Annotated in this window: 23 protein-coding genes and 3 riboswitches; of the genes, 11 read left to right on the forward strand and 12 right to left on the reverse strand. The window is 32.4% G+C overall.

The genetic code is table 11. The features are described from left to right. The first annotated feature begins 26 nt into the window (after positions 1 to 26). Positions 27 to 833, forward strand: a complete 807-nt coding sequence (locus V5E38_RS00810; protein WP_499211825.1) for a DUF8832 domain-containing protein — start codon at positions 27 to 29, stop codon at positions 831 to 833. Positions 834 to 916: 83 nt separating this feature from the next. On the opposite strand, the gene V5E38_RS00815 is transcribed toward V5E38_RS00810, so the two are convergent. The 6 genes from V5E38_RS00815 to V5E38_RS00840 are packed head-to-tail and all read right to left on the reverse strand — an operon-like array spanning position 917 to position 4,778. Continuing rightward, a complete protein-coding gene (locus V5E38_RS00815; RefSeq protein ID WP_248266999.1) occupies positions 917 to 1,084 on the reverse strand; it encodes a hypothetical protein in 168 nt (55 codons plus the stop codon). After that, a complete protein-coding gene (locus V5E38_RS00820; RefSeq protein ID WP_499211826.1) occupies positions 1,085 to 2,092 on the reverse strand; it encodes a ThiF family adenylyltransferase in 1,008 nt (335 codons plus the stop codon). It lies immediately after the preceding gene. Continuing rightward, positions 2,089 to 2,856, reverse strand: a complete 768-nt coding sequence (locus V5E38_RS00825; protein ID WP_499211827.1) for a thiazole synthase — start codon at positions 2,854 to 2,856, stop codon at positions 2,089 to 2,091. The genes V5E38_RS00820 and V5E38_RS00825 overlap by 4 nt, the downstream gene beginning before the upstream one ends. Positions 2,857 to 2,858: 2 nt before the next feature. Further along, on the reverse strand, positions 2,859 to 3,062 hold the full coding sequence (gene thiS / locus V5E38_RS00830; RefSeq protein WP_499211828.1) for a sulfur carrier protein ThiS: 204 nt from the start codon (positions 3,060 to 3,062) through the stop codon (positions 2,859 to 2,861). A 26-nt stretch (positions 3,063 to 3,088) separates the two neighbouring features. Then, positions 3,089 to 4,180, reverse strand: coding sequence for a glycine oxidase ThiO (thiO, locus tag V5E38_RS00835; RefSeq protein ID WP_499211829.1), 1,092 nt, complete (start codon positions 4,178 to 4,180; stop codon positions 3,089 to 3,091). Next, positions 4,164 to 4,778 carry a thiamine phosphate synthase gene (locus V5E38_RS00840; protein WP_056467557.1) on the reverse strand — a complete coding sequence of 205 codons (615 nt, stop codon included), beginning with the start codon at positions 4,776 to 4,778 and terminating at the stop codon, positions 4,164 to 4,166. The genes thiO and V5E38_RS00840 overlap by 17 nt, the downstream gene beginning before the upstream one ends. A gap of 88 nt (positions 4,779 to 4,866) precedes the next feature. Continuing rightward, positions 4,867 to 4,976, reverse strand: a riboswitch (TPP riboswitch). Positions 4,977 to 5,213: 237 nt separating this feature from the next. Then, positions 5,214 to 5,328, forward strand: a riboswitch (TPP riboswitch). 136 nt (positions 5,329 to 5,464) lie between these two features. On the opposite strand from V5E38_RS00840, the gene thiC reads away from it, so the two are divergent. Continuing rightward, positions 5,465 to 7,243: a phosphomethylpyrimidine synthase ThiC gene (gene thiC, locus V5E38_RS00845; RefSeq protein ID WP_499211830.1), complete on the forward strand. Its 1,779-nt coding sequence runs from the start codon at positions 5,465 to 5,467 to the stop codon at positions 7,241 to 7,243. Positions 7,244 to 7,488: 245 nt separating this feature from the next. On the opposite strand, the gene V5E38_RS00850 is transcribed toward thiC, so the two are convergent. After that, a complete protein-coding gene (locus V5E38_RS00850) occupies positions 7,489 to 7,668 on the reverse strand; it encodes a small acid-soluble spore protein H (protein WP_056467551.1) in 180 nt (59 codons plus the stop codon). A 430-nt stretch (positions 7,669 to 8,098) separates the two neighbouring features. On the opposite strand from V5E38_RS00850, the gene V5E38_RS00855 reads away from it, so the two are divergent. After that, entirely contained in the window at positions 8,099 to 8,632 is a 534-nt protein-coding gene (locus V5E38_RS00855) for a hypothetical protein (protein WP_499211831.1), read from the forward strand. 57 nt (positions 8,633 to 8,689) lie between these two features. Here the strand turns inward: V5E38_RS00855 and V5E38_RS00860 are convergent, their stop codons facing one another. From V5E38_RS00860 to V5E38_RS00875, 4 genes are all read right to left on the reverse strand, one after another. Continuing rightward, on the reverse strand, positions 8,690 to 8,821 hold the full coding sequence (locus tag V5E38_RS00860) for a YjcZ family sporulation protein (protein ID WP_088014171.1): 132 nt from the start codon (positions 8,819 to 8,821) through the stop codon (positions 8,690 to 8,692). A 172-nt stretch (positions 8,822 to 8,993) separates the two neighbouring features. Beyond that, positions 8,994 to 9,254: a hypothetical protein gene (locus V5E38_RS00865; RefSeq protein ID WP_499211832.1), complete on the reverse strand. Its 261-nt coding sequence runs from the start codon at positions 9,252 to 9,254 to the stop codon at positions 8,994 to 8,996. Between the two features lie 176 nt (positions 9,255 to 9,430). Further along, positions 9,431 to 10,837, reverse strand: a complete 1,407-nt coding sequence (gene bcaP / locus V5E38_RS00870; RefSeq protein WP_499211833.1) for an amino acid permease — start codon at positions 10,835 to 10,837, stop codon at positions 9,431 to 9,433. Between the two features lie 422 nt (positions 10,838 to 11,259). Further along, positions 11,260 to 11,439, reverse strand: a complete 180-nt coding sequence (locus tag V5E38_RS00875; RefSeq protein ID WP_056471502.1) for an H-type small acid-soluble spore protein — start codon at positions 11,437 to 11,439, stop codon at positions 11,260 to 11,262. A 338-nt stretch (positions 11,440 to 11,777) separates the two neighbouring features. Here V5E38_RS00875 and V5E38_RS00880 point away from each other — a divergent pair, with 338 nt between their 5' ends. Then, entirely contained in the window at positions 11,778 to 12,737 is a 960-nt protein-coding gene (locus V5E38_RS00880) for a LacI family DNA-binding transcriptional regulator (protein WP_098565736.1), read from the forward strand. Positions 12,738 to 13,027: 290 nt separating this feature from the next. Here V5E38_RS00880 and V5E38_RS00885 read toward each other — a convergent pair whose 3' ends face one another. Further along, positions 13,028 to 13,927 (reverse strand): LysR family transcriptional regulator, encoded by a 900-nt coding sequence (locus V5E38_RS00885; RefSeq protein ID WP_499211834.1) that lies wholly within the window; start codon positions 13,925 to 13,927, stop codon positions 13,028 to 13,030. A gap of 132 nt (positions 13,928 to 14,059) precedes the next feature. Between V5E38_RS00885 and V5E38_RS00890 the strand changes: the two genes are divergently transcribed. From V5E38_RS00890 to V5E38_RS00920, 7 genes are all read left to right on the forward strand, one after another. After that, a complete protein-coding gene (locus V5E38_RS00890; protein WP_499211835.1) occupies positions 14,060 to 15,328 on the forward strand; it encodes an APC family permease in 1,269 nt (422 codons plus the stop codon). A gap of 146 nt (positions 15,329 to 15,474) precedes the next feature. After that, complete coding sequence (locus V5E38_RS00895; RefSeq protein ID WP_499211836.1) at positions 15,475 to 16,557, forward strand: hypothetical protein; 1,083 nt, start codon at positions 15,475 to 15,477, stop codon at positions 16,555 to 16,557. A 159-nt stretch (positions 16,558 to 16,716) separates the two neighbouring features. Further along, positions 16,717 to 16,864, forward strand: a riboswitch (FMN riboswitch). Positions 16,865 to 17,195: 331 nt separating this feature from the next. Continuing rightward, a complete protein-coding gene (gene ribE / locus V5E38_RS00900) occupies positions 17,196 to 17,843 on the forward strand; it encodes a riboflavin synthase (protein ID WP_499211837.1) in 648 nt (215 codons plus the stop codon). A gap of 12 nt (positions 17,844 to 17,855) precedes the next feature. Then, complete coding sequence (locus V5E38_RS00905; protein ID WP_499211838.1) at positions 17,856 to 19,049, forward strand: bifunctional 3,4-dihydroxy-2-butanone-4-phosphate synthase/GTP cyclohydrolase II; 1,194 nt, start codon at positions 17,856 to 17,858, stop codon at positions 19,047 to 19,049. Positions 19,050 to 19,066: 17 nt separating this feature from the next. Then, positions 19,067 to 19,528: a 6,7-dimethyl-8-ribityllumazine synthase gene (gene ribH / locus V5E38_RS00910; protein ID WP_097976649.1), complete on the forward strand. Its 462-nt coding sequence runs from the start codon at positions 19,067 to 19,069 to the stop codon at positions 19,526 to 19,528. Positions 19,529 to 19,674: 146 nt separating this feature from the next. Beyond that, the gene (locus V5E38_RS00915) at positions 19,675 to 20,961 is read left to right on the forward strand and encodes a class I SAM-dependent methyltransferase (protein WP_499211839.1); all 1,287 of its coding nucleotides are present in this window, start codon (positions 19,675 to 19,677) and stop codon (positions 20,959 to 20,961) included. Further along, positions 20,958 to 23,543, forward strand: a complete 2,586-nt coding sequence (locus V5E38_RS00920; RefSeq protein ID WP_499211840.1) for a metallophosphoesterase — start codon at positions 20,958 to 20,960, stop codon at positions 23,541 to 23,543. The genes V5E38_RS00915 and V5E38_RS00920 overlap by 4 nt, the downstream gene beginning before the upstream one ends. The last annotated feature ends 213 nt before the right edge of the window (positions 23,544 to 23,756 follow it).

Here is a 23,756-nt window from a genome sequence, read left to right on the forward strand (position 1 = left end):
AAATGCGAGACTGGGGAGAGAATTAGATGAAATACTTATTGTTGTTACTTAGTTTTGTTACAGTTATTGGTTTAAGTGGATGTGGAAATATGTCCCATACAGCTTCTAATCATGAAAGTATGAATCATGAAACAAAAGAAGAAAAAGATTCAACAAAGGTACAATTTACGTTTAACAGTAATCCTGAAAGTGGTAAGAAAGTAAATCTAAACATTCAAGTTAATGATTTGATGGGGAAAACAGTAAATAAATTTGAGTTCGAGCACGAAAAATTAATGCATTTAATTGTTGTAAGTAAGGATTTATCATATTTTGACCATTTGCACCCAGTATACAAAGGTAAAGGGTTATTTACAGTCACACCGGATTTTCCAAGTGGTGGTGAATATAAATTATTTGCAGATTTTATACCTGAGGGCTCTGATAAAAACGTAAAAACAAAACTAGTACAAGTGTCAGGTGAGCAAGCTAAACCAGTTTCACTAATACCAGATAGAGTATTAACAAAAGTAATTGATGGAAAGGAGGTTACTTTAAAATTTGATAAATTGACGACAAAGAATGAAGTTAAAATGGCATTTACGATTAAGGATGCTAAAACCAAAAAAGGTATTACTGATTTACAGCCTTATTTGGGTGCTATTGGTCATGTTGTTGCGATTAGTGGTGATACGAGTACTTACTTACATGTCCATCCAATGAATGAAAAGTCAAGTGGACCTGACGCAGAGTTTATGACTAGTTTTCCTAAAAAAGGATTATATAAAATATGGGGACAGTTTAAACAAAATGGAGATGTGTTTATAGTACCATTTGTTGTAGATGTGCCATAAATTAAACAGATAAAAAGCAGGAAACCCTTTTTTTCCTGCTTTTTTATATTTTCTTAAAGTTATATATTTACATATTAATTGTTTTATAAGATATTCGGCTTAATATCTGCTGGATGACTATTTGGTTTTTTTAAACCATCAGTCTTACTAGCATCATTAAGTGATAAGTATTTAGTTTCATGTGCCCATGCAATTGAAACGAATGTTCCAACGACTAAAACTCTGTTAAAATATTGTTGTAAAAAAGTCATTCAACCTAAAACTTTGTGATAGAGTTCCTTAGCAACAGATGGTTCCTTTGTACCGTGAATGATCGCTCGACCGTCTTTAAATAAAACAATGCGATGATCTTCATAAGTACATGACAATAAATAAGGATTTACAATCAAATCATTTACTAACCCTTGTAATCTTTCAGACAGGTTAGTTAGTGTTGGGGTTTTAGAAGATGATACTCTTAGTTGGACTGCATCTCTTCCACATAAAACATATGACTTCATATGGTCATCATCTTTTAAAAATGGGTAACTTCTTATAGAGCCACATGTTGGACAATTTTTATTTTTTAATTTTTCGATGTTTATATCAGACTTTTCATGCTTCCAAACATCAATCGATTGTAAGATTGGTAAAAGTTCATAGTTAGTAAGATATTGCATGGCATAGGTTACTTGGTAGGCAGCAATCATTTGCACAATTGGACTGATTACTCCTACTGTATCGCAAGTCATATTTAAAGTTGGTATATGATTTAATAAACAGTTAAGACAAGGAGTTTTTCCTGGAATAATTGGAAATGAGAGGCCGTAGCTTCCAACACACGCACCAAAAATAAAAGGAATCCCATGCTTAATTGCTGCATCATTCACTACCATTCTAGTTTCAAAATTATCTGTTGCATCTAGTATGATTGTTTGACCTTTAATCAGCTCTTCAATATTAAGACTAGTAATATCTGTTATTAAACTAGTAATGGACACTTCACTATTAATTTGTTGAAGTCGATTTTTAGCTGCAATTACTTTAGGTAGTTTATTTCTAGCATCTTCTTCAGTATAAAGAGATTGCCTTTGTAAATTACTCCATTCAACGTAATCGCGGTCAACAATTGTTATATTTCCAATTCCTGCTCGTACAAGCATTTCTGCTATTGATGAGCCTAGTGCACCTACACCAATAATAATGGCACTGGCTTTTTGTAAGTTTGATTGGTGATCTCTTCCTAAAAATAATTCTTGCTTTGCATAACGGTTTGTCAAGAATTCACCAACCCTGTGATTGGGCTACTAGCTTCACCATAATTTTTTTCTTCAATTCTTCCTGCCTCATAACCAAGCCTTCCTGCTTCAATAGCAAGCTTCATTGCAAAGGCCATTTTTACAGGATTTTTCGCATTAGAAACAGCAGTATTTAAAAGGACTCCATCAGCACCTAGTTCCATCGCAAAAGCTGCATCTTTTGGAGACCCGATTCCGGCATCTACTATAACAGGAACATTCGATTGCTCAATGATGAATTTAAGATTTAATGGATTAATAATTCCTTTTCCGGAACCGATTGGAGATGCACCTGGCATAATCGCATGTACACCAAGTTCTTCTAGTCTTCTTGCTAGCACAACATCATCGGAAGTATAAGGTAATACAATAAAGCCTTCGTTTAATAACATTTCTGATGCCTTCAATGTTTCGATTGGATCAGGTAATAATGATTTATCACACCCAATTACTTCTACCTTGATCATATCGCACAAGCCTGACGCTTTTGCCAATCGTGCAATTCTAACTGCCTCTTCAGCAGTTTTTGCACCAGCTGTATTTGGCAATAATTTATATTTCGTTAGATCTAATTGTTCAAGAAAATTTGGTTGAGATTCCTCAAAAATATTCATTCTTCTAACAGCAAAAGTTAGGATCTCGGCTTCCGATACTTCAACAGCTTCTTTCTGGACTTCAAATGAAGGGTATTTTCCTGTTCCTAATAATAATCTTGAATGAAACGTATGATTTCCTACTTTTAACATAATTAGCCACCACCTACAAAATGTATTAATTCTACAGAATCTCCGTTAGAGAGATGAGTTAACGAATACTGTTCCTTATAAATAATTTCTTTATTTACCTCGACAATAACAATTCGGTTTTCTAATTGATATTCATTCAGCAGATCCTGAATTGTACAGGTTATGCTCGAAATATCAATATTCTTTCCGTTTAACCTTATTTCCAAAAGATTACACCCCCAAAGAGTTAAAATTAACGATTGATTTTAAATGCTTCGATCCAGTTACGATTGACTTTCCGCTTAAGGATCAAATCTCGAATTAATTTTCCAGTTGCTGGTGCAAGCAATATTCCATTTCGAAAATGGCCGGTCGCAAATAAGATTTGATCCTCATCTGGATGAGTTCCAATAAAGGGATTATAGTCGAGAGTTCGCGGTCGTAATCCTGCCCAAAATGAATCAATTTTCATGTCATCAATTTCGGGAAGCATTTTTTTAGCGCTTTGTATTAATGACTCAATCCCCCTTAAGCTAGGGTTCTCATTCCATTCGTTATCAAACATGGTAGCTCCGATGACAAGGCGGCCGTCATTCCTTGGAACAATATAATTTTGTTCATGGAAGAGAGTATGCTTTAATGCAACCTTTTCACTTTTGACAGAGATGCATTCACCTTTAACGGGAATAATTTCGTGTTGTAATCCAAGCTGTCCAAACAATGAATTACTCCAAACGCCACTTGCAACCACTATAGTTTTTGCTTCAAAATCGCCATTTGTTGTTTTAATTAAATAATGTGAATCATTTTTTTGAATCTGAAATACATGTGTATATTCAAAAATAGATGCACCTAAAATTTGAGCACTTTTGCAAAACGCATTACAGACAGAAACAGGTAATACATTCACATCGTCTTCAATATAAGCTGCTCCAATGATGTTTGGATGAATGCCAGGTATCTGTTTTTTTAACTCCTCCTGGTTATACCAAAGTGCCGAAGTTTGAGTGAGTAGCGGAGTTAATTGTTTTTTTTCTAAATCTGTATAAGCTAGTTTGAAAATGCCACCTTTTTTAAGTTCAATATCAATTCCACATAATTCTTTTAATTCTTCTTGAAGGTGAAAATAAGTTAATTGACTATTTCTAGCAAAAGTAAAAAACGACTCGGAGTGATCCCACTCGGAATGGGCACCAAGCATTCCAGCAGCTGCCTTAGTTGTTTTCTGTCCAACTTGTTGTCCTTCAAGAACTGCGACATGAATATTTTCTTTCGCTAGATAATAAGCAATGGAACAACCTATTATTCCACCACCAATTAATACAACATCAAATTTCTTGTTCATAAGCGAATTTGCACCTTTCAAAATATTGCAGCGCAGCTTCTAGAGGATTTCGGGCAGAAAATATGCCAGACATGACAGCTATACCATCAATTTCGTTCTCTTTTAGAACTTGGATATGTTCAGGTAATATTCCGCCGACTGCATAGATTGGTATAGTTAACGTTTTTTTCATTTCTGGAATTAGTTCAATCCCATTAGGTGTTAATCCATTTTTACACTCTGTTTCAAAACAATGACCGTACAGAATATAGTCAGCTTTATCATTTTCTGCCTGTATTGCTTCAGTAAGTGTGTGAACTGATTTTCCTACTCGTAAATTAGGAAAATATTCTTTTACATCAACAAGGGGAAGACCATGTCCCGGTAAGTGAATATTTGATAGGTTAGAGAAAATAGCTATATCTAAACGATCATTTAAAACAATTTTTTTCATATCTACCTTGTTTATTTTTAGTAGATTTAAGAGTGATAGTAGCTCAATTGCCGTTTTCGACTTTTCGCGAATATGTACATAGTCGACTGCATCGATTATTTGAATTATTTTTGTAGCAAGTACTTCGACTGAGTGCTGATCATCTGTAATTGCAATAAGTTCCATGGCCCAGCCTCTTTCATTTGCAAAATTTTTTCAAACAAAAAAACCACTTTCCTAAAAAAAGAAAGTGGTTACATTACACGCGAAAAAAGTATAAAATGCGCCACTTTCCTACGCAGGTACTAGCCTGTTCAGGTTTTGAGGGTTTAAAAGTAACTACCTTATTCTCAGCCCTTATCAAGGGATCCCCTAGTGATGAATATGTATGAAAATTAATCTTAGCATAGCATATAAAAAATAATATTCAATACTAAATTTATTTTTACTAGTCCAATTTTAGTACCAGAAATTGGGCTTGAAGTATAGTGAAATCAAGTGTTTTTAGGAATAAAAAAAAACCAAAATCTTTTTTTTGTTTGGAGTTTCTGTAAAAATTTAGGGAAATAAAAACATTTACATTTTAAATTTATGGGTTTATATTTAGTTTGAACAATTTAATAGATTGACTAGGGGTGTCCAATTAATTGGGCTGAGAGAGAAACGTGATTAAGTTTCTTAACCCTCAGGACCTGATCTGGTTCATACCAGCGTGGGGAAGTTAGAAATTTTCATTAATGATTACATAATTATTAATGTAGTTTTGCTAACACTTAGCCGGGTCTTAAACATAAGATTCCGGCTTTTTTTCATGCTTTAAATGGATTGGATTTCGTCCTTTTTAAACTAATTAAAAAGGGGAATGAAATCAAATGAACAATTCTGTAAATGAAATGAATTTTTCCATCATGTCTAGTTTTTCAGGAAGTAAGAAGGTATATGTTGAAGGATCTAGACCTGACATTAAGGTGCCAATGCGTGAGATTCAATTAAGTCCAACAACTGGCACTTTTGGCGAAGAAGAAAATGCTCCAGTTAGAGTATACGACACTAGTGGACCTTACACAGACTCAGCTAGCTCAGTTGATATTCGAATGGGACTTAAGGCGATTAGACATAACTGGGTAATCGAAAGAAATGATGTTGAAGAGTATGAAGGGCGTGAAATAAAGCCTGAAGATAATGGATATAGAAAAGAGTCAGATCAACATAATGTTGAAGTATTTAAAGGGTTAAAAAGAAAACCATTACGTGCAAAAGATAATGGAAATATTACTCAAATGCATTATGCTCGTAAAGGAATTATTACACCTGAAATGGAATTTATTGCGATTCGAGAGAATGTTTCAGCCGAATTTGTTCGTGATGAGGTTGCAAAAGGAAGGGCTGTCATTCCATCGAATATTAATCACCCTGAAAGTGAGCCAATGATTATCGGTCGTAATTTTCATGTGAAAATTAATGCCAATATAGGTAATTCAGCGGTTACGTCTTCAATCGAGGAAGAAGTAGAAAAAATGACATGGGCTACTCGTTGGGGAGCGGATACGATGATGGACCTTTCTACTGGGAAGAATATTCATACAACACGTGAATGGATTGTCCGAAACTCGCCGGTACCAGTAGGGACAGTTCCGATTTATCAGGCGCTTGAAAAGGTTAATGGAATCGCTGAAGATTTAACCTGGGAAGTGTTTAGAGATACTCTAATCGAACAAGCGGAACAAGGGGTAGACTATTTTACGATTCATGCGGGAGTATTATTACGCTATATCCCATTAACTGCAAAACGAGTGACAGGAATTGTATCTCGTGGCGGGTCTATTTTGGCTCAATGGTGTTTAGCTCACCATAAAGAGAATTTTTTATATACTCATTTTGAAGAAATTTGTGAAATTATGAAGCGTTATGACGTAACCTTCTCTTTAGGAGATGGACTGAGACCAGGCTCAATTGCCGATGCAAATGATGAAGCACAATTCGCTGAGTTAGAAACACTAGGTGAGTTAACGAAAATTGCTTGGAAACACGATGTTCAAGTTATGATTGAAGGACCAGGACATGTACCAATGCACTTAATTAAAGAGAATATGGATAAACAATTAGAAATTTGTCAAGAAGCGCCATTTTATACATTAGGACCGTTAACGACTGATATTGCGCCTGGCTACGATCATATTACATCAGCAATCGGTGCAGCAATGATTGGTTGGTTTGGTACTGCAATGCTTTGTTATGTAACTCCGAAAGAGCATTTAGGTCTTCCAAATAAAGAAGATGTAAGAGTAGGTGTTATTACATACAAAATAGCGGCACATGCAGCTGACTTAGCAAAAGGGCACCCTGGTGCACAAAAAAGAGATGATGCACTTTCAAAAGCAAGATTTGAATTTAGATGGCGTGATCAGTTTAATCTTTCCCTTGATCCTGAAAGAGCAATTGAATATCACGATGAAACATTACCTGCTGAAGGAGCTAAAACAGCGCATTTTTGTTCAATGTGTGGTCCAAAATTCTGTAGTATGAGAATCTCACAAGATATTCGAGATAAAGTAAAACAAGAAGAACTTCAGAATGATTCAATGATCGAAGAAGGAATGAAAGAAAAAGCGCTCGAATTTAGAAAACAGGGCGGAGAAATCTATCAATAAGGGTGTGAGCCTTATATGAATAGGGTAGAAGAAATCATAAAAGAAATAAAGAATTTGGAAAGAAATATGAGTCAGTTAAAAATCGAATTGAGCACAATTCAAAAAAATTGTGTACACGATTTCCAGAAGAAAGATACGATACAAGAATGCCTTAAATGCAGTTTAATTGAAAGCTTGTCTTGGTAAAATGAGAAACAATAAAAAACAAACCTCACAACAAAGAGGTTTGTTTTTTTACTTAAGAATTAATGTTCTGACAAACTATTGATTGAAACTTCTTCCTCTCGATCTGGTTGACCTAGCGGATAGATTCTAGCAGTTTCATTTGTTTCATCAACATGTTGAATGTAAATTGGTACTCCATTATATGTCACATTAGCCATTTCAGGTGAAGAAGCAATTTCTTGAGCTCGTTGTTTATTCATAAGGAACCTCCTCTTAATTAAAAATAGAAACCTAACATAGTATTAACCGTGATGAGATTGAGTATTCATATAAAATTCATCTTCAAAAGCACCACATTTTAAAGACTGGAGCTCTAAAAATTGAGAGAAGGTCTTTTTTTTATTGTTTTTTAAGAGAACATGCTGAAGGTAAACAAGTGAAGTAAAAGTGATAAAAAGAGTTAAGTAAAGAAGGATTATATACAAATATTACCATTGAAAATGATTATCACTGATGATAGGATTATAAACGTAAATGATAATGATAACTATTTTCATTTAACTGTAAAGGAGGGGGAATTTATAGAGGATCATCAACTTTGAGAATTAAATATCAATTTTAAAAAAACAACACATGATATTAGTAAGAATTTAAACTTTCTTACTATAAAGAATTGGAGAAAGTATTTAGATGGAATTATTCATTCAGCAATTTAAAAATAATGCTTTTCAATGTTTATTTACTTTAATGCGTATTCTATTTGGAATTGGTTGGTTATTTGCTGGGGTTACGAAAATTACTGAGAAGCGTTGGTATAGTGAACCTGGGGTTTTTATTAAAAACTATTTTATTTTGGCCATTGAAAAGCCAAATGTTCCTGAGTTTTATAAATATTTCATTCAACATTTTGCAATGAAGCATTACTTATTTTTTAATTACACGATTCCTGTAGTTCAAATTCTAATTGGTATTCTATTAATAATGGGTTTATTTATCCTTCCTTCTGTTTTATTTTGTCTATTTATGCATATTAATTTCATTCTTTCCGGTAATATGAACTTAATAAGTTTAACCTTATATACAAGCGCTTTTGGAATTTTACTTTCTTTAAATCGAGCTTACGTGTTAAGTTTAGATCGTTACCTTGGAATAGAAAAACTGTTCGTCTTAAAAAGTTCAGTACATATCAATACAATTCATTCTAAGCAAGCACAAGCTTCTTAATATATTATAAAAAAAACTCCTGTTAAAATTTAACAGGAGTTTTATAGTTTTTAAAGATTACCAGTGATGTCCATATCCATATCCGTCATATCCAGACCAGCAAGCTGCTCCAACAATGATTAATAAGATAAATAGAACAACGATTAAAGCAAAACCGTTAAGATGGTGTCCGTGATGTCCAGTACTCATACATGTGACCTCCTTCATACGATATTTAAGGGAAAATTCCCTTAGGGTCATGCAGCTAATTGAAAATTACAATTAGGAGAGGTGGATAATGTATCGTATGTTTTTTTGCCAACTATGAAACTAGTCTATATTGTAATTAGGCTTTTACCTAGACGAAGTTTTAATAAATCAATTATTTTTCCTTAGGAAGTGAGATTGCTGTTTCAACTACATAACCATTTTGAAACTTCACTGCAATTGTACCTAAATAAGTATCAGTAGGCTGAAGTGTTTCAGTACAAGTAAAATAACGTATATGTACAACTTCTTTCGTATCTTTACTAATCTTTTGGCAAGCAAGTAAATTACTTAGTCGTTTTAATGCGATCTCTCTTCTCACTCCAATAAGATCTTTTTTAATAAATGATTCATAATAATTTTTTAATGGGAACATTTTTACAGCTCCTGTTCATCCGAAAATAAAATTTCTTAAGAGGTATCATATCATAAAGTAAATCTGTTTTTTAAAGTTTGTTGTTGTGGATATTTATCATTATTCTAGATTTTTGAGGAAAATATGTAACTAATAAAAGAATCCCACTATAGTAACCTATAGTGGGATTTCATTACTTATGCAGTTTGATTTGTATCCTTATCAATCTTATTTTTACCGTTTAGTTTAGAATTTTTATATCCGTATGTGATATAAATTACTAAACCGATTACTAACCAGACTACGAAACCTTTCCAAGTAAATGATGAAAGTTGTAGCATTAAATATACACAGAATACAACAGCTAATACTGGTACTACAGGTACCCAAGGAGTTTTGAATCCACGCTTTAAGTCTGGACGAGTTTTTCTTAATACTAGAACACCAAGAGAAACAGCAGAGAAAGCGAATAAAGTACCGATATTTGTTAATTCAGCTAATTTGTTTAATGGAATTAAGCCAGCGAATAAAGCAACTAGTCCGCCAGTTACCCAAGTGCTTGTTACAGGAACTGAAGTTTTCTTATTAACTTTTGATAATTTACCTGGTAATAAACCGTCTTTACTGATTGCATAGAATAGACGAGTTTGTCCAAACATCATTACGATTAATACAGTTGTAATACCGATGATTGCGCCAAGTGAAATGAAACCAGCTGCCCAATCTTGGTGAATAAATGCTAGTGCAAAAGCAACAGGGTCTTTAACACCTAATTGATCAAACGGAACGATACCAGTAAGAATTAATGAAACGACAATATATAAGATTGTACAAATTGTTAAAGCTGAGATAATACCGATTGGTAAGTTACGTTGAGGGTTTTTAACTTCCTCAGCTGCAGTTGATACTGCATCAAATCCAAAGTAAGCAAATACTACTACTGCAGCACCAGCTGTTACCCCATGGAATCCCATTGGCATAAATGGAGTCCAGTTATGCGGTTGAACGTACCAAACACCAACTACGATAAAAAGTGCTACTACTGCTAATTTTACAATTACCATGATCGTGTTAAGTTTTGCTGATTCTTTAACACCTCTAGTAAGAATGAACGTTACAAGTAAAACAATAATTACTGCGGGTAAATCAATAAAAGTATGTTTAGATGGATCAAATGCACTTGTTAAAGCTGTTGGAAGGTTTACTCCAAAACCATGTAATAAACTTTGGAAATATCCAGACCATCCACTTGCTACTGCTGAAGATGCAAGTCCATACTCTAGTACCATATCCCAACCTAATATCCAAGCAATAACTTCACCAAAAGCAACATAACTATAAGTGTAAGCACTACCAGCCTCTGGAATCATAGAGGCAAATTCAGAGTAACAAAGTGCGGCGAATGTACAAGCTAAACCTGCGATAATAAATGAAAGAACAAGTGCTGGACCTGCATAATCAGCTGCTGCTACACCAGTTAAAACGAATATACCTGTACCGATGATGGCACCGATACCTAACATTGTAAGATCAAACGCCCCTAGAACTTGTTTAAGTGAACTAGGCGAACTGCTTGTAACTGATTTTTTTCGAAATAAATTCATATGAGCCTCCTCTAATCTTTTTTTGTAGTTTTTTAATCTTCTATTAAGAAAGTTTAGTATTTTCTAATTTTACCTTAAAAAATAGAAAATTCTGACAATTAGCTCCGAAGTAATATTACAATTTGTCTCCCTTAAGTGATTTTTATGATAACACACTTATAGAAATATTCAAACAATTTTTCGACTTTTTTTTCAATTTTTTTTAAAGTAAGTAGTAAATTTGACTTATTACCCAATACCTAGTTGTTTGGTAAAAATAAACTAGTTAATAGTTATGCCATAAGTAATACTGCACTCATTAAGCTCTATATTCCTAAAGGTTTCAGTTGAAATTAGACTAAATAGTTATATAATTGGGCTTTTTTCCCAAAAATGAAATAAACCTCTTAAATAGAGGTTTATTTTCGGGACTTTTTTATCATTTAATGTTCTTTTAAGTGACTTAATGATACTTCTTTATCATTTTGTGGTTGATCAAGAGGATAAATTCTTGCTGTACCCTCATTTTTATTAACATGTTGAATATAAACAGGTACTCCATCGCAAGTTACATTAATCATACCAGGTGCAGCTACGATTTCTAAGGCTCTTTCAGTATCCATCATAATACCTCCTTTAATTACTAACCTATTTTATTATTTACATAGTAAAGTTAGAGTATTCATGGAAAATAGGAGCTTTTTTAAAGGATTATGTAATATAGGACAAGGAGGATAATTGTTGCAGCGATTGTTTTAAGTTTTGCCTGCATTTACTTAACTCGTTTCTTTTCTTGTTGTATGATAGCAAAGAAAGCGAAAAATAAAATTGTACTACACATAAATAGTAAACAAAGTAAACCAAAAAGTATTTGCATATTCGTACCTCCTTTTTATGATGACAACATCGTAAAGTATGGAACTAGTTTCAGAGCAAGAAAAAGTTTAGAAAAGGTGAGAAAATGTCTAATATTAAAGAAATTGCGAGGATTGCCGGCGTTTCGGTTACAACAGTCTCACGAGTTTTAAATGATGAACCATACGTTAGTGAGGAAAAAAGAAAAGCAGTTTTAAATGCAATTGAGTTAACAAATTATCAAAGAAATCAAAATGCAGTCAATTTAAGCAAAGGAAAAACGAATCTAATTGGAGTAGTTATTCCGTTCTCGCAACATCCGTACTTTGGATTGCTAATTGATGGAATTGCTAACGAAGCGATAAAAAATAATTATAAGTTAGTACTATTTCAATCAAATTATGAGGAGAAGAGAGAAATTGAGGCTTTAAAGATGCTGCAGCATAAACAAATAGATTCGCTCATTATTTGTTCTAGAATTTGTTCGATTGAAATGATCGAGAATTATAAGCAATATGGACAAATAGTATTATTTGAAGATACGAGAAATACGGGGGTTTCCTCAACATTTATTGATCAATACAATTGCTTCATGATTGCATTAGAATATTTATATCAAAAAGGACATCGGAAAATCGGTTATAGTATTGGCCGTAGAACAGGCAAGAATAGTAAACAAAGAGAATCTGCCTATATTGATTTTCATAATAAATATAATGAATCACTAAATAACGATTTCGTATTCGATAATTGTTACTATTTTGAAGATGGTGAAAGAATCGTCCAATCTTTATTAAATTTAAAAGAGAGACCAACAGCTTTGTTAGTAACAAGTGACCAAGTGGCAGCGGGTGTGCAAACTTGCTGTAATGATTGTGGAATAGCTATTCCTCATGATTTAGCGATAATTGGGTTCGATAATCAACCAATTGCAAAAGTAATGAAGTTAACAACAGTCGAAATTCCATTACGAGAAATAGGGAAAAAACTTTTTATACAAGCGATTGATTCAGTAATTAATCAAGAGGAGATAGCGATTAAATTAATTGAGCGGCAGACTGTATAAAAAAAGCTAGTTAGGGGCTAGCTTTTTTTCATGAGGTTGAATGGGGAAGTGCAAATAAAAAAGTGGTATCAGCAATAAAATCAGCATAACTGCAAATTAAGTCTCGAAACATGATGGTATAGAGTAAATGCATCAAAAAAATAGAAAAAATAACAATAAAATGGACTGAGAAACAACTAAAACAAAACAAAATCCACTAAAACTATATTAATAAACAATAAATTTTCAAGGATTAGACAGAATATTTTTCAAAAAAATTATGTGTTCGGACTATAACTCCAAAGTAAAAACTAACTTTTGATAGACTGATTCCATAAAGATGACTGTTCTCTAACAACTTCCATAAATTTTCTAGCAGAACGTGATTGCCATCTGTTTTTATGCCATGACATGATTGTAGATACACTTCCTAAATTTGTATCCCAATGTATGACTTTTAGTTTTTGTCGCTGCATTTCATTTTGAACTGCTACGAGTGGGAGTATGGATATACCAAGTCCACACATGACACATTGCTTAATAGCCTCAACACTCCAAAATTCCATTCCAGACTCAGTTGCGATCCCTTTACTTCTTAAAAATGCTTCAAAATAATCACGATAACTACCTTGTTCTGTGAGAATTATATTTTCATTCGCATTTAGTGTAAACGTTGAAAGTGTTCTAGTATCAGAAGTTGGAGGTAGTAAAATGACAAGTGGTTCTTCAATTAGTGTTTCCGTATACAAATCCGAATCCGTTAATGGAGCCTGTAGGAAGAAACCAATATCTAGATCACCTCGACGTAATTCATCTTGTAATTCCCAACATGATCCAGATTTCATCATAATATTTACTTTCGGGTTTTGTGATCGAAATGCTTGAATAATTTGTGGAAGACGATAGATTGTTAAAGATTCAGGAGCTCCAATCTTTAACGTGGATACCTCTTCATTTTCCATTTGGAATACATCTTTTGCTTTTGTATAGAGCTGAATCATTTCGATTGCGTGAACTAAAAAGTTCTCACCGACCTCAGTCAGATGAACCTTTTTACCTAAACGGTCAAATAAAGGTACTCCTAACTCTTGCTCAAGTGCTTGTATATGTGCAGTAACTGTAGATTGTGCATATCCGAGATGGACCGCAGCTCTAGAGAACCCGCCCATATCCACAATTGACTTAAACGTAATTAAATGACGGATTTCCATAATAACCTCCTAAGTATCGGATTTTCCGATGGTTTATATCATAACTATTCATTTTACCGATGCTAGGTCGGTTCATATAATTAAAGTATACGAGATTACAATTTGTTTCAATAACAATTGGAGGGATATTAATTGAGGAATCGAAAAATTGGTTTTCTTTTGCTCAGCGGGTTAATGATTGGACCTATTTTAGGTTCGGGAATTATCATTTTACCACCTGCAGTGTATGAAACTGCTGGTAATTATGCTATTTTTGCTTGGGTTCTTATGCTTGGTTTAAGTTTAATATTTGCACTAATGTTTGGTAAGCTAAGCCTGTTGATTCCAGGAGATTCTGGAGTACCATTGGCAGTTGAACGTGCATTTGGTACACAAATAAAAAACCTTTCAGCTATTTTCTTTTTACTTGCAGTTTGTTTTGGACCAATTGCAGTTACAGGTACGGCAGGGCATTACCTACAACTACTGACAAATCAAAGTTTCTTCAATGAAAAGTGGCTAGCTTTAGGAATCCTATGTTTTGTTTATATCATTTTAACTCGAAGCATTGCCGATGTTGGAAAATTTGCCTTTTTTATGTCTAGTTTCATTGTAGTGACGCTAATAGTTGGCAGTATTCATACATTATTTACAGTTGATGGGAGCTTTACTTTATCGAATCCAATAACCGTTTCTGATTTTGGAGAAAGTTTACTTTTATTATTTTGGGCTTTAATCGGGTGGGAGGTCATCGGTAGCTATTCTTTAGAAGTAAAAACGCCAGAACGAACGATTCCTAGAGCAATAGTCTTAAGTTTCTCGATTATAGCAATAGTAAGTTTAACCGTTGCATTTGCTTTCCAGTGGATTCATTCTAAAAATGGAAATATGATGGATCAATCATTAGCACCGTTACTTAAGAGTTTATTTGGAAGTTGGTCAACTCCGATTATTTCATCAATTACAATTGCTCTTTGTATTAGTACGGTTCTCCTAGTAATAGGAGCAGTATCACGGCTAATCGCCGATCAAGCCAAAAACGGTTTATTACCTTCATGGCTTTCTTTTAAAAATAAAAATAATGTGGCAACTCGATCGTTATTTAGTTTGTTTTGCATTCACATAATTGTATTTATTCTTTATTTTAATGACTTCCTAAGCATTCAAACATTTGTAGCAATTGCAAATGCATTCTTCCTATGCAACGCCTTACTAGGAGTATTGGCATGTTTGCGATTATTTGATTCCATATTTTTTAAAATGGGTTCATGTATTCTAGCAATTTGCTTTTTAGGAATACTTTTATTTTCTTCACCGGTCATTTTAATTTCTATCGCAATGGTTTCAATTTACTTTATTCTGCTTCAGAAAAGAGAGCTGAAAAAACAAAGTATTAGTATAATTCGAGTTGGAAATAAATAAAATTTGGATGGTTTAACAATAAAAGGAATTTCAATAAAATGAAATTTCTTTTTTGTTGCATAAAATAACTTATCAGTTTTGCTTTTTTTGTAAGAATAAATGCCATTATTAAGATAAAATAAAAGTAAAGGCGGGTGAATCATATATTGTTCATATCCAAGTTAAGATGGCTTAATTTTTGTATAGTAATACTAATTGGATTAATTGTTATTTCAAATTTACTGATTTATCATCTTGAAATTATGCAGCCACTTCCTCATGAAATTGTACTTGCTTCTTTGTTTGACTTCCTCATAATAATACCTTTTCTTGTATATTTGTTTATTTTAAAAAAGCGTTATTCACTAAAATATTTACCAATTGTTGTGTTCATCGGATACGTTTTAGCTAGTGTAATCATCCCAAAAAGTCATCTAGCTTTCTATTCATTTATTAACTATTTTTTGATAGCTAGTGAAGCTTTTTTTGTAATTTTTGAATTGTATATTTTTTGCAAAGTGATTAGAAAGCTTCCTAAAATTATAAAAAAGTTTAGAGAAAATAAGTTAGAAATTCCTTATTTTCAAATCCGATTAGATCAAGTAATGACTTCTGAATTGAAACAATCTAGACTGAAAGATATAATCGTTTCAGAGTTAGCGATGTATTATTATTCTTTATTTTCTTGGAAAAGAAAACAATATACGGAGATAATAAATCATCAGGTTTTCACGTTCCATAAAAAAACAAGTTCAATCGCGTTATTTATTATGCTAATTCATGCTCTAATTCTGGAATCCGTTGGTTTTCATTTTCTGCTTTATTCATGGAATCCAGTCTTAAGTGGGATTGCATTAGTATTAAATATTTATACATTTGTATTATTAGTTGCAGAAATACAGTGCATAAGAAATTGTCCATTTATAATCACTGATCAGATTCTTCATATTCAAGTTGGGTTAATAAAGCATTTGACTGTTTCTTTAGAAAATATAAAGTCAATTGAATATATCAAATCCACTAGTAAAAAATTAATGAATGAAAAAAAAGAAACTTTTAATGCGATACTTAAAGATTTTATAGTTGAGGAGCCAACGCTTGAAATAGAATTATATAAAAAGGAACAAGCTAAGTTAATGTATGGATTTAAACATAGTGTACTAAAAATACATCTTAGACCAGATGAACCGGAAAAATTTTATGAGGAATTATCATTGAAGGTAAAGAAATTAAAAAGTCAAAAAGAATAATTTTAAATTATTTATGTAAATATAGTGTGAAAAATCCATATTTTATAAGGTTTTTTCGCTTAAATTATCTTTTCTATTAGATCGTTTTAATAGAAATAGAATCTTAAAATCTTTACAATCAAATAATTGCTAGTTATAATGAAACCAAATTTGATAATTAGTGTCCTTCGGGGTCGGGTGAAATTCCCAACCGGCGGTGTTGTATATTTTTATACTAAGCCCGTGAGCTTCATATAGATTTTTTATATGTTGCTGATCTAGTTAGAATCTAGAGCCGACAGTATAGTCTGGATGGGAGAAGGATGGAGTGCATATACGGTATGGCTATTTGTTTTTTCAAAAATACTATCCGTATAGGCTTAGTTCGTTGTACATATTTTATTTGTACAACAATAGACGTGCTACAATATTGTCTTTTAATAGTTCATATTGTACTAGCGTTTATTTAAGTATGCTTCCTTTCTTAAACATCTATTGCCCCTTAGGAGTTTTCTAAGGGGCTTTTCACTTTTTCAAATTAATTTGAATTAGAAGGTGTGATAAGGTGGATCAACTATTTATGAAATTAGAGATGGATCTTATAAAGTCATTTAAAGGGCTTGAGTGTAATGTGCTTTTTCGAAATGAGGTGAAAAAACTTGTTTACTGGAATCGTTGAGGAAATAGGAAAAGTAAAAAATATCGTAAAAAAAGGTAAAACTTTATTGCTAACAATTGAGGCACCAGTCATTTTAAAGGATGTTCATTTAGGAGATAGTATCTCTGTAAATGGAGTGTGTTTAACCGTTACAGATTTTACTAAAAATGAATTTTCTGTTGATGTCATGCCTGAAACGTTTCAAGCGTCGAATCTAAGTACTTTGGTTTCAAACCAAAAAGTAAATTTAGAGCGGGCAATGGCTGCAAATGGAAGGTTTGGTGGACATATTGTATCGGGTCATATTGATGGCACAGGTAAAATTATATCTGTAAATGCAATGGAAAACGCAGTAATGTATAAAATTACTATTCCAAGTTCGTTTGCTAAATATTGCCTACAAAAAGGCAGTATAACGATTGATGGTACAAGTTTAACAATATTTGAAGTTGAAACTGATATTGTAACAATCTCTTTAATTCCTCATACCCGATCACATACGATCTTAGGCAGTAAAAAAACGGGAGACGTTGTTAATATTGAGTTTGATTTATTAGGTAAGTATGTTGAAAAAATGCTTGGTATGAATGAGACGAAAAAGAGTTCTGCAATAACAACTTCATTTTTATCTCAAAATGGCTATATATAAAGGAGTAAGATCATGTTCTCTAAAATAGAAGAAGCAATTGAAGACTTGAAAAATGGAAAAATTATTATTGTTTGTGATGATGAAGATCGAGAGAATGAAGGCGATTTTGTTGTTATCGGAGAATTTGCAACTCCTGAAAATATCAATTTTATGGCAACACATGGCCGCGGATTAATTTGTGCGCCTGTTTCTGAAGAAATAGCCAAAAAATTAGATTTATATGAAATGGTAGCAAAAAATACAGATTCTCACGGAACTGCCTTTACTGTTAGTATCGATCATATTGATTCTACTACTGGTATCTCAGCATTTGAGCGTTCACATACTGTTTTACAAATGTTAAATGATAAATCAACTGGAGCAGATTTTAGAAGACCTGGTCATATGTTTCCTTTAGTCGCTAAAAACGGAGGCGTTATTGAGAGACCGGGACATACTGAAGCTGCAGTAGATTTAGCTCGAATGGCTGGATCGAAAGAAGTTGGTGTCATTTGTGAAATTATGAATGATGATGGAACAATGGCAAGAGTACCCGATTTAATCAAAATCGCAAACAAGTTTAATTTAAAAATGATAACAATTAAAGATTTAATTCATTATAGACAAGAAACTGAACAACTTGTAAAAAGAGAAGTTGAAATTAAATTACCAACTGATTTTGGTGTTTTTAAGATGATTGGTTATACAAATGAGATCGACGGTAAAGAGCATATTGCGATTGTAAAAGGTAAAGTTGACGATGGTGAACCAGTGCTTGTACGTATTCATTCGGAATGTTTAACAGGTGATGTATTTGGCTCATGTCGTTGTGATTGTGGACCTCAGTTACAATCAACATTATCGATGATTGAAGAAGCAGGCAAAGGCGTAATTGTTTATATGCGTCAAGAAGGCAGAGGGATTGGCTTACTTAATAAGTTAAGAGCATATAAGTTACAGGAAGAAGGCTTTGATACTGTTGAAGCAAATTTAAACTTAGGATTTGATTCAGATTTAAGAGATTATGCCATAAGTGCTCAAATTATAAAAGATTTAGGCATTGAGAGTATAGATTTAGTAACTAATAATCCAGTTAAAATAGATGCGTTAAAATCTCACGGAATACAGATTAATAATCGAGTGCCAATTCAAACTGAGATGAAAATGGAAAACGAAAAATATTTAATAACTAAAATTGAAAAAATGGGACATTTATTACACTATTAAAAATGGGAGAGATTAAGATGAAATTTGAAGGAAATTTAGTAGGATCTGGACTTAAAGTTGCTGTAATTGTAGGACGTTTTAATGAATTTATTACATCAAAACTACTTGGTGGTGCAGAAGATGCACTATATCGTCATGGTGTAGAAGAATCAGACGTTGATGTTATTTGGGTACCTGGAGCATTTGAAATTCCATTAGTTGCAAAAAAACTAGCAGATTCAAAAAAATACGATGCGATCATTACGCTTGGAACAGTTATTCGTGGGGCAACTACTCATTATGATTACGTATGTAACGAAGTGGCAAAAGGGGTTGCAGCTATTACTCTACAAACTGGTATCCCTGTTATTTTTGGTGTATTAACGACAGAAAATATTGAACAAGCAATTGAAAGAGCGGGCACGAAAGCTGGTAATAAAGGTTGGGATTCTGGTATTTCGGCAATTGAGATGGCTAATTTATTAAGAACTTTAAACTAAGTATATATATAATAGAAGAAACTGGTTAAGGAGAGGTGAATTTTACCTCTCTTTTTTTTATTAAATTACCAATAATCTATTAGAAATTACATGTTAAAATAAGATTAATAATTTGATAATTCAAAAAGAAAGGGTGATTCACTCAAGTGGCTATTTTTCAGTTAAAATCAAATAACCCTGATTTTTCCTATATAATTGCAAAAAATCCAAGCTCTGGGATGAGTATTAAAACAATTAGGAAGGGAAACGCGTTTGCGTGGTATTCTACAGAAGATACATATAATATTTATTTTAAAGATGCTGATAATGAAATTTCGTATAAAGAACAAGCAGAGGAAATGTTTGAATACTTAAATACGACAAGATATTGTTCAACCCTATTCCCTTTAAATGCAATCAACACATTCTTTTCTTCAGCATTCAAAAAATTACATGAAAAAGATCAGAATGAATATGAAAATAGCGTATTGATTAATGCTATTCATGTGAAAAACGTTAGTTACTTAAACTTCTTTCAGAGGCATTTAAATGAATTTGATCTAACCTTCGAAGAGTTAGCTAGTAAAACTTATCAGCTACGTATTCATACAACAAAAACAATTCATGAGTTAATTCACTATACGACAGTGCTATGCGTTTTCTTGAGCATCGTTTCAGATGAGTATATCGATTTTACAGACGATGTTATACGAAAATATATAACTAGTATGCAAGTCATTGATGCACCTTATTATATACGTTATTTATTTAATAGAAATGTGTTAAATAGTCGTAAAAAATTTCTTGCATTTAAAAATGAACTTGAAAAAACAAATCATTATGAAATTGATTTTAAATTTGGAAATACTGCAAGACAGCGCCAAGAGTGGATTTCAGAACAGTTAAAATTTGAGCGTTCTATTCTTGATATTGGTTGTGGTGAGGGAGCGTATGCAATTCCTTATAGTCAAAAAATCAGTGAGTATGATTATTTCGCAATTGATATTGATGACGAAATAAGAGAACGATTGAAATATAAAATAAATAACAAAGTGATTGAAAATATTGCAATCTATGAGTCTTTATCTCACTTTCTAGAGTTTTACGACAACGATTTGAATGTTGATGTATTGCTAACTGAAGTTGTTGAACATATGAGTGTTAAGGATGCTACCAAATTAATAAAGAGCGTACTATCTTATGTTAATTTTGAGAATTTCATCATAACGACTCCAAATGCAGAGTTTAATAATCTATACCAATTAGATGGATTTAGGCATGATGATCATAAATGGGAAATGACAAAAGAAGATTTCGTTAAATGGATTGATTCAATCTTAAGTAATACGAAATATACGTATACATTCTCGGATGTAGGAGATCGTGTAGACGGAATCTCACTTTCTCAGGCAGTTGTTATTACGAAGCAAAAAGTAAAGGAGCATCAGGAATGAAAATCTCAACAAATGTTCATACGATTTTTCTTTTAGTAGGCTCTAGTGAATGTGGAAAATCGACTTTTGCAAAAAATATTTTAATTCCATCTTTATCTTATAGAGACGAGTCGAGAAATTATAAAACAAATATACAGTATTTATCATCTGATGATATTAGACGAGAAATATTAGGGGAAGATTTTGATAAACATAGTACGATTATGCTCGAGGCGAGTGAACAAGCATTTGAATTACTATTTACTAAATTAAAGATGGTTACAACATTCCCCATTAATGCAGAATTTGTAATTGTCGATACAACTGGACTATCAGAATCATTCCGTGATCAAGTTGTAGAGATCGCAAATCAAAATTCATATAATGTTGATTTAGTATTATTTGACTATAAAAATATTCGTGAGTATTATTCTTCAGACCGATCAAAGAAATTAATTGATAATCATGTAAGACGTCTTCGAACAGAAGTAATTCCAAATATAAAAAGAAGTAATTATCGAAATATACATCGTATTCGTCAGAAGAATTTTCTTAATCCGACTGAATTTGAGATTAAAGTAGATAATATGGAGGAGTATATTTCTCGAAAGCTGCCTACAAAATACAAATATACAATCGTAGGGGATATTCATGAACAGGTTCTCACATTTCAAAAGCTATTATCGAAAGCTGGTTTCACGGTTCAAAATAATCAAATAATAGAATCAGAGAAAAGTAGTAATCACCGCATACTATTAGTAGGAGATTGGATTGATAAAGGGAACAAAGTTAAAGAAATAATTGAATTCATTTATTCAAACCGTAAATGGTTTTATTTTATAAAAGGTAATCATGAAAATTTTGTTAGTAAGTATTTATTAGGTCAATTAAAAGATTCTTCGATTGATCAGAGCTTAATCGAAACATACTTTACTTCTATTAAAACGTTGGAAAAAGATGAAGGGCTCCAAGTTAAGTTTTTAGAGCTGGTTAATGAAAGTAAGGAGTTTTATCACTATATAGGTGAAGACTTTCCTTCATATTATATTACTCATGCTCCATGTAAAAAGAAATATATTGGAAAAATGGATAATAATTCATCACGCCATCAACGTTCATTCCGAATTGATCGTAATAAACCGATTCAGGAGCAATTACAATTTTTAGCTGAGGAAGCTGTTTCAAATCAGCCTTATCATGTATTTGGTCATGTTGCGAGTAAGAAATTAATTCGTATTAAGAATAAATATGGAATTGATACTGGTGCTGCTAGTGGGAATCAACTGACTAGTATTAGAATTTATACAAATAACCCATATTTGTATAGTGTTCCTTCAGTTGATGAGGATGTCGTGAATAAAGAAGAATTACCAGAATTATTCAAAGGAAGAGAAAAAAGTATCAATCTAAATGAATTGGATCAAAGAGATAAACGACGTCTCAATTATGTATTAAAAAATTCAATTAATTATATTTCTGGTACGATGAGTCCGGCTGATAAGGATACAAATGCGAATGATTTAGAGTCTTTAAAGCAAGGACTACAATACTTTAAAGATAAAAAGGTTCAAGAAGTTGTACTTCAACCAAAGTATATGGGTTCAAGATGTAATATCTATTTATCTAAAACAATTGAAGAATGTTATGCAGTCAGTCGGAATGGATACCGTGTAAAAAATGTTGATCTTTCGGGCGTGTATTCAATGCTATTAGAACGATTAGGTAACTTTATGGAAAAAGAGGATATTAGAACTTTAATTCTAGATGGAGAGTTACTACCTTGGAGCGTATTAGGCACGGGATTAATAGAGGGTAAATTTAATGTCTTATCAAAATCATTAAGGTCTGAATTAAGCATATTAAAAGAGACTGGATTTGATGAGCATTTTAACAAACTGATCTCTAGATATGAGCAAACGGATTTTCATGCTGAAGTAAATCATACTACGAAACAAGTATTAACAAATAAATATGGTCACAATGACTATTCAACATTTAGTGCAGTAAAAGAAACGTTAAAGTCGTACGTACCGATTAAAAAGCATGAAGAGTTATTAGATATCTATGATGAGCAACTGAGAATATATGGAGCGGAATCAGAAATAGAGTATAAGCCATTTAATCTCTTAAAAATGGTTTATGAAAATGGTGAGGAAAAATTACCTTCATTAAGTACTGCGGAAATTTTCTCACTCGTATCGGGTGACGATTATTTAGTTCTTTCATTGGACGATGAACATTACTTTGAAAAAGCTAATCATTATTATGAAACGCTAACGACAACTAGAAAAATGGAAGGGGTAGTCATAAAACCTAACCATAAATCTTTCAATAGTGCTCCATTCTTAAAGGTTAGAAACGCTGATTATTTAACGCTTGTTTATGGATATGATTATAAATTAGAACATAAATATCAGAAGTTAATCAAACAAAAGCGGATCAATAAGAAGATAAATGCCTCAATTAAAGATTATGTTTTAGGGCAAAAGATGTTAGAATATCCACTATCTTCAATCTCAAATGATAATGAGCAGTATAAACAATTAATTGCAAATAAATTATTCGAAGAACAGCAGGCAAAAGAAATAGATCCTAGATTATAAAATGAAACACCTTTTATGAATCATAAAAGGTGTTTTTTCATTAAAAATAGCAATCTGAATATTTGTTTAATCTTCTAAATTTATGGTAGTGTAAAATTTAGTAAAAGTTAATTTGGAGGTAGAAATTAAATGTTATTTTTACTAATTATAGTATTGCTAGTTATCTTAATAACAATGTTTCTAAATACATATCCTCATTTTGGGAAGAAATAT

The sequence above is a fragment of the Rossellomorea sp. GAMAL-10_SWC genome (genome assembly GCF_049568075.1).
Taxonomy (GTDB): Bacteria; Bacillota; Bacilli; order Bacillales; family Bacillaceae_G; genus Gottfriedia.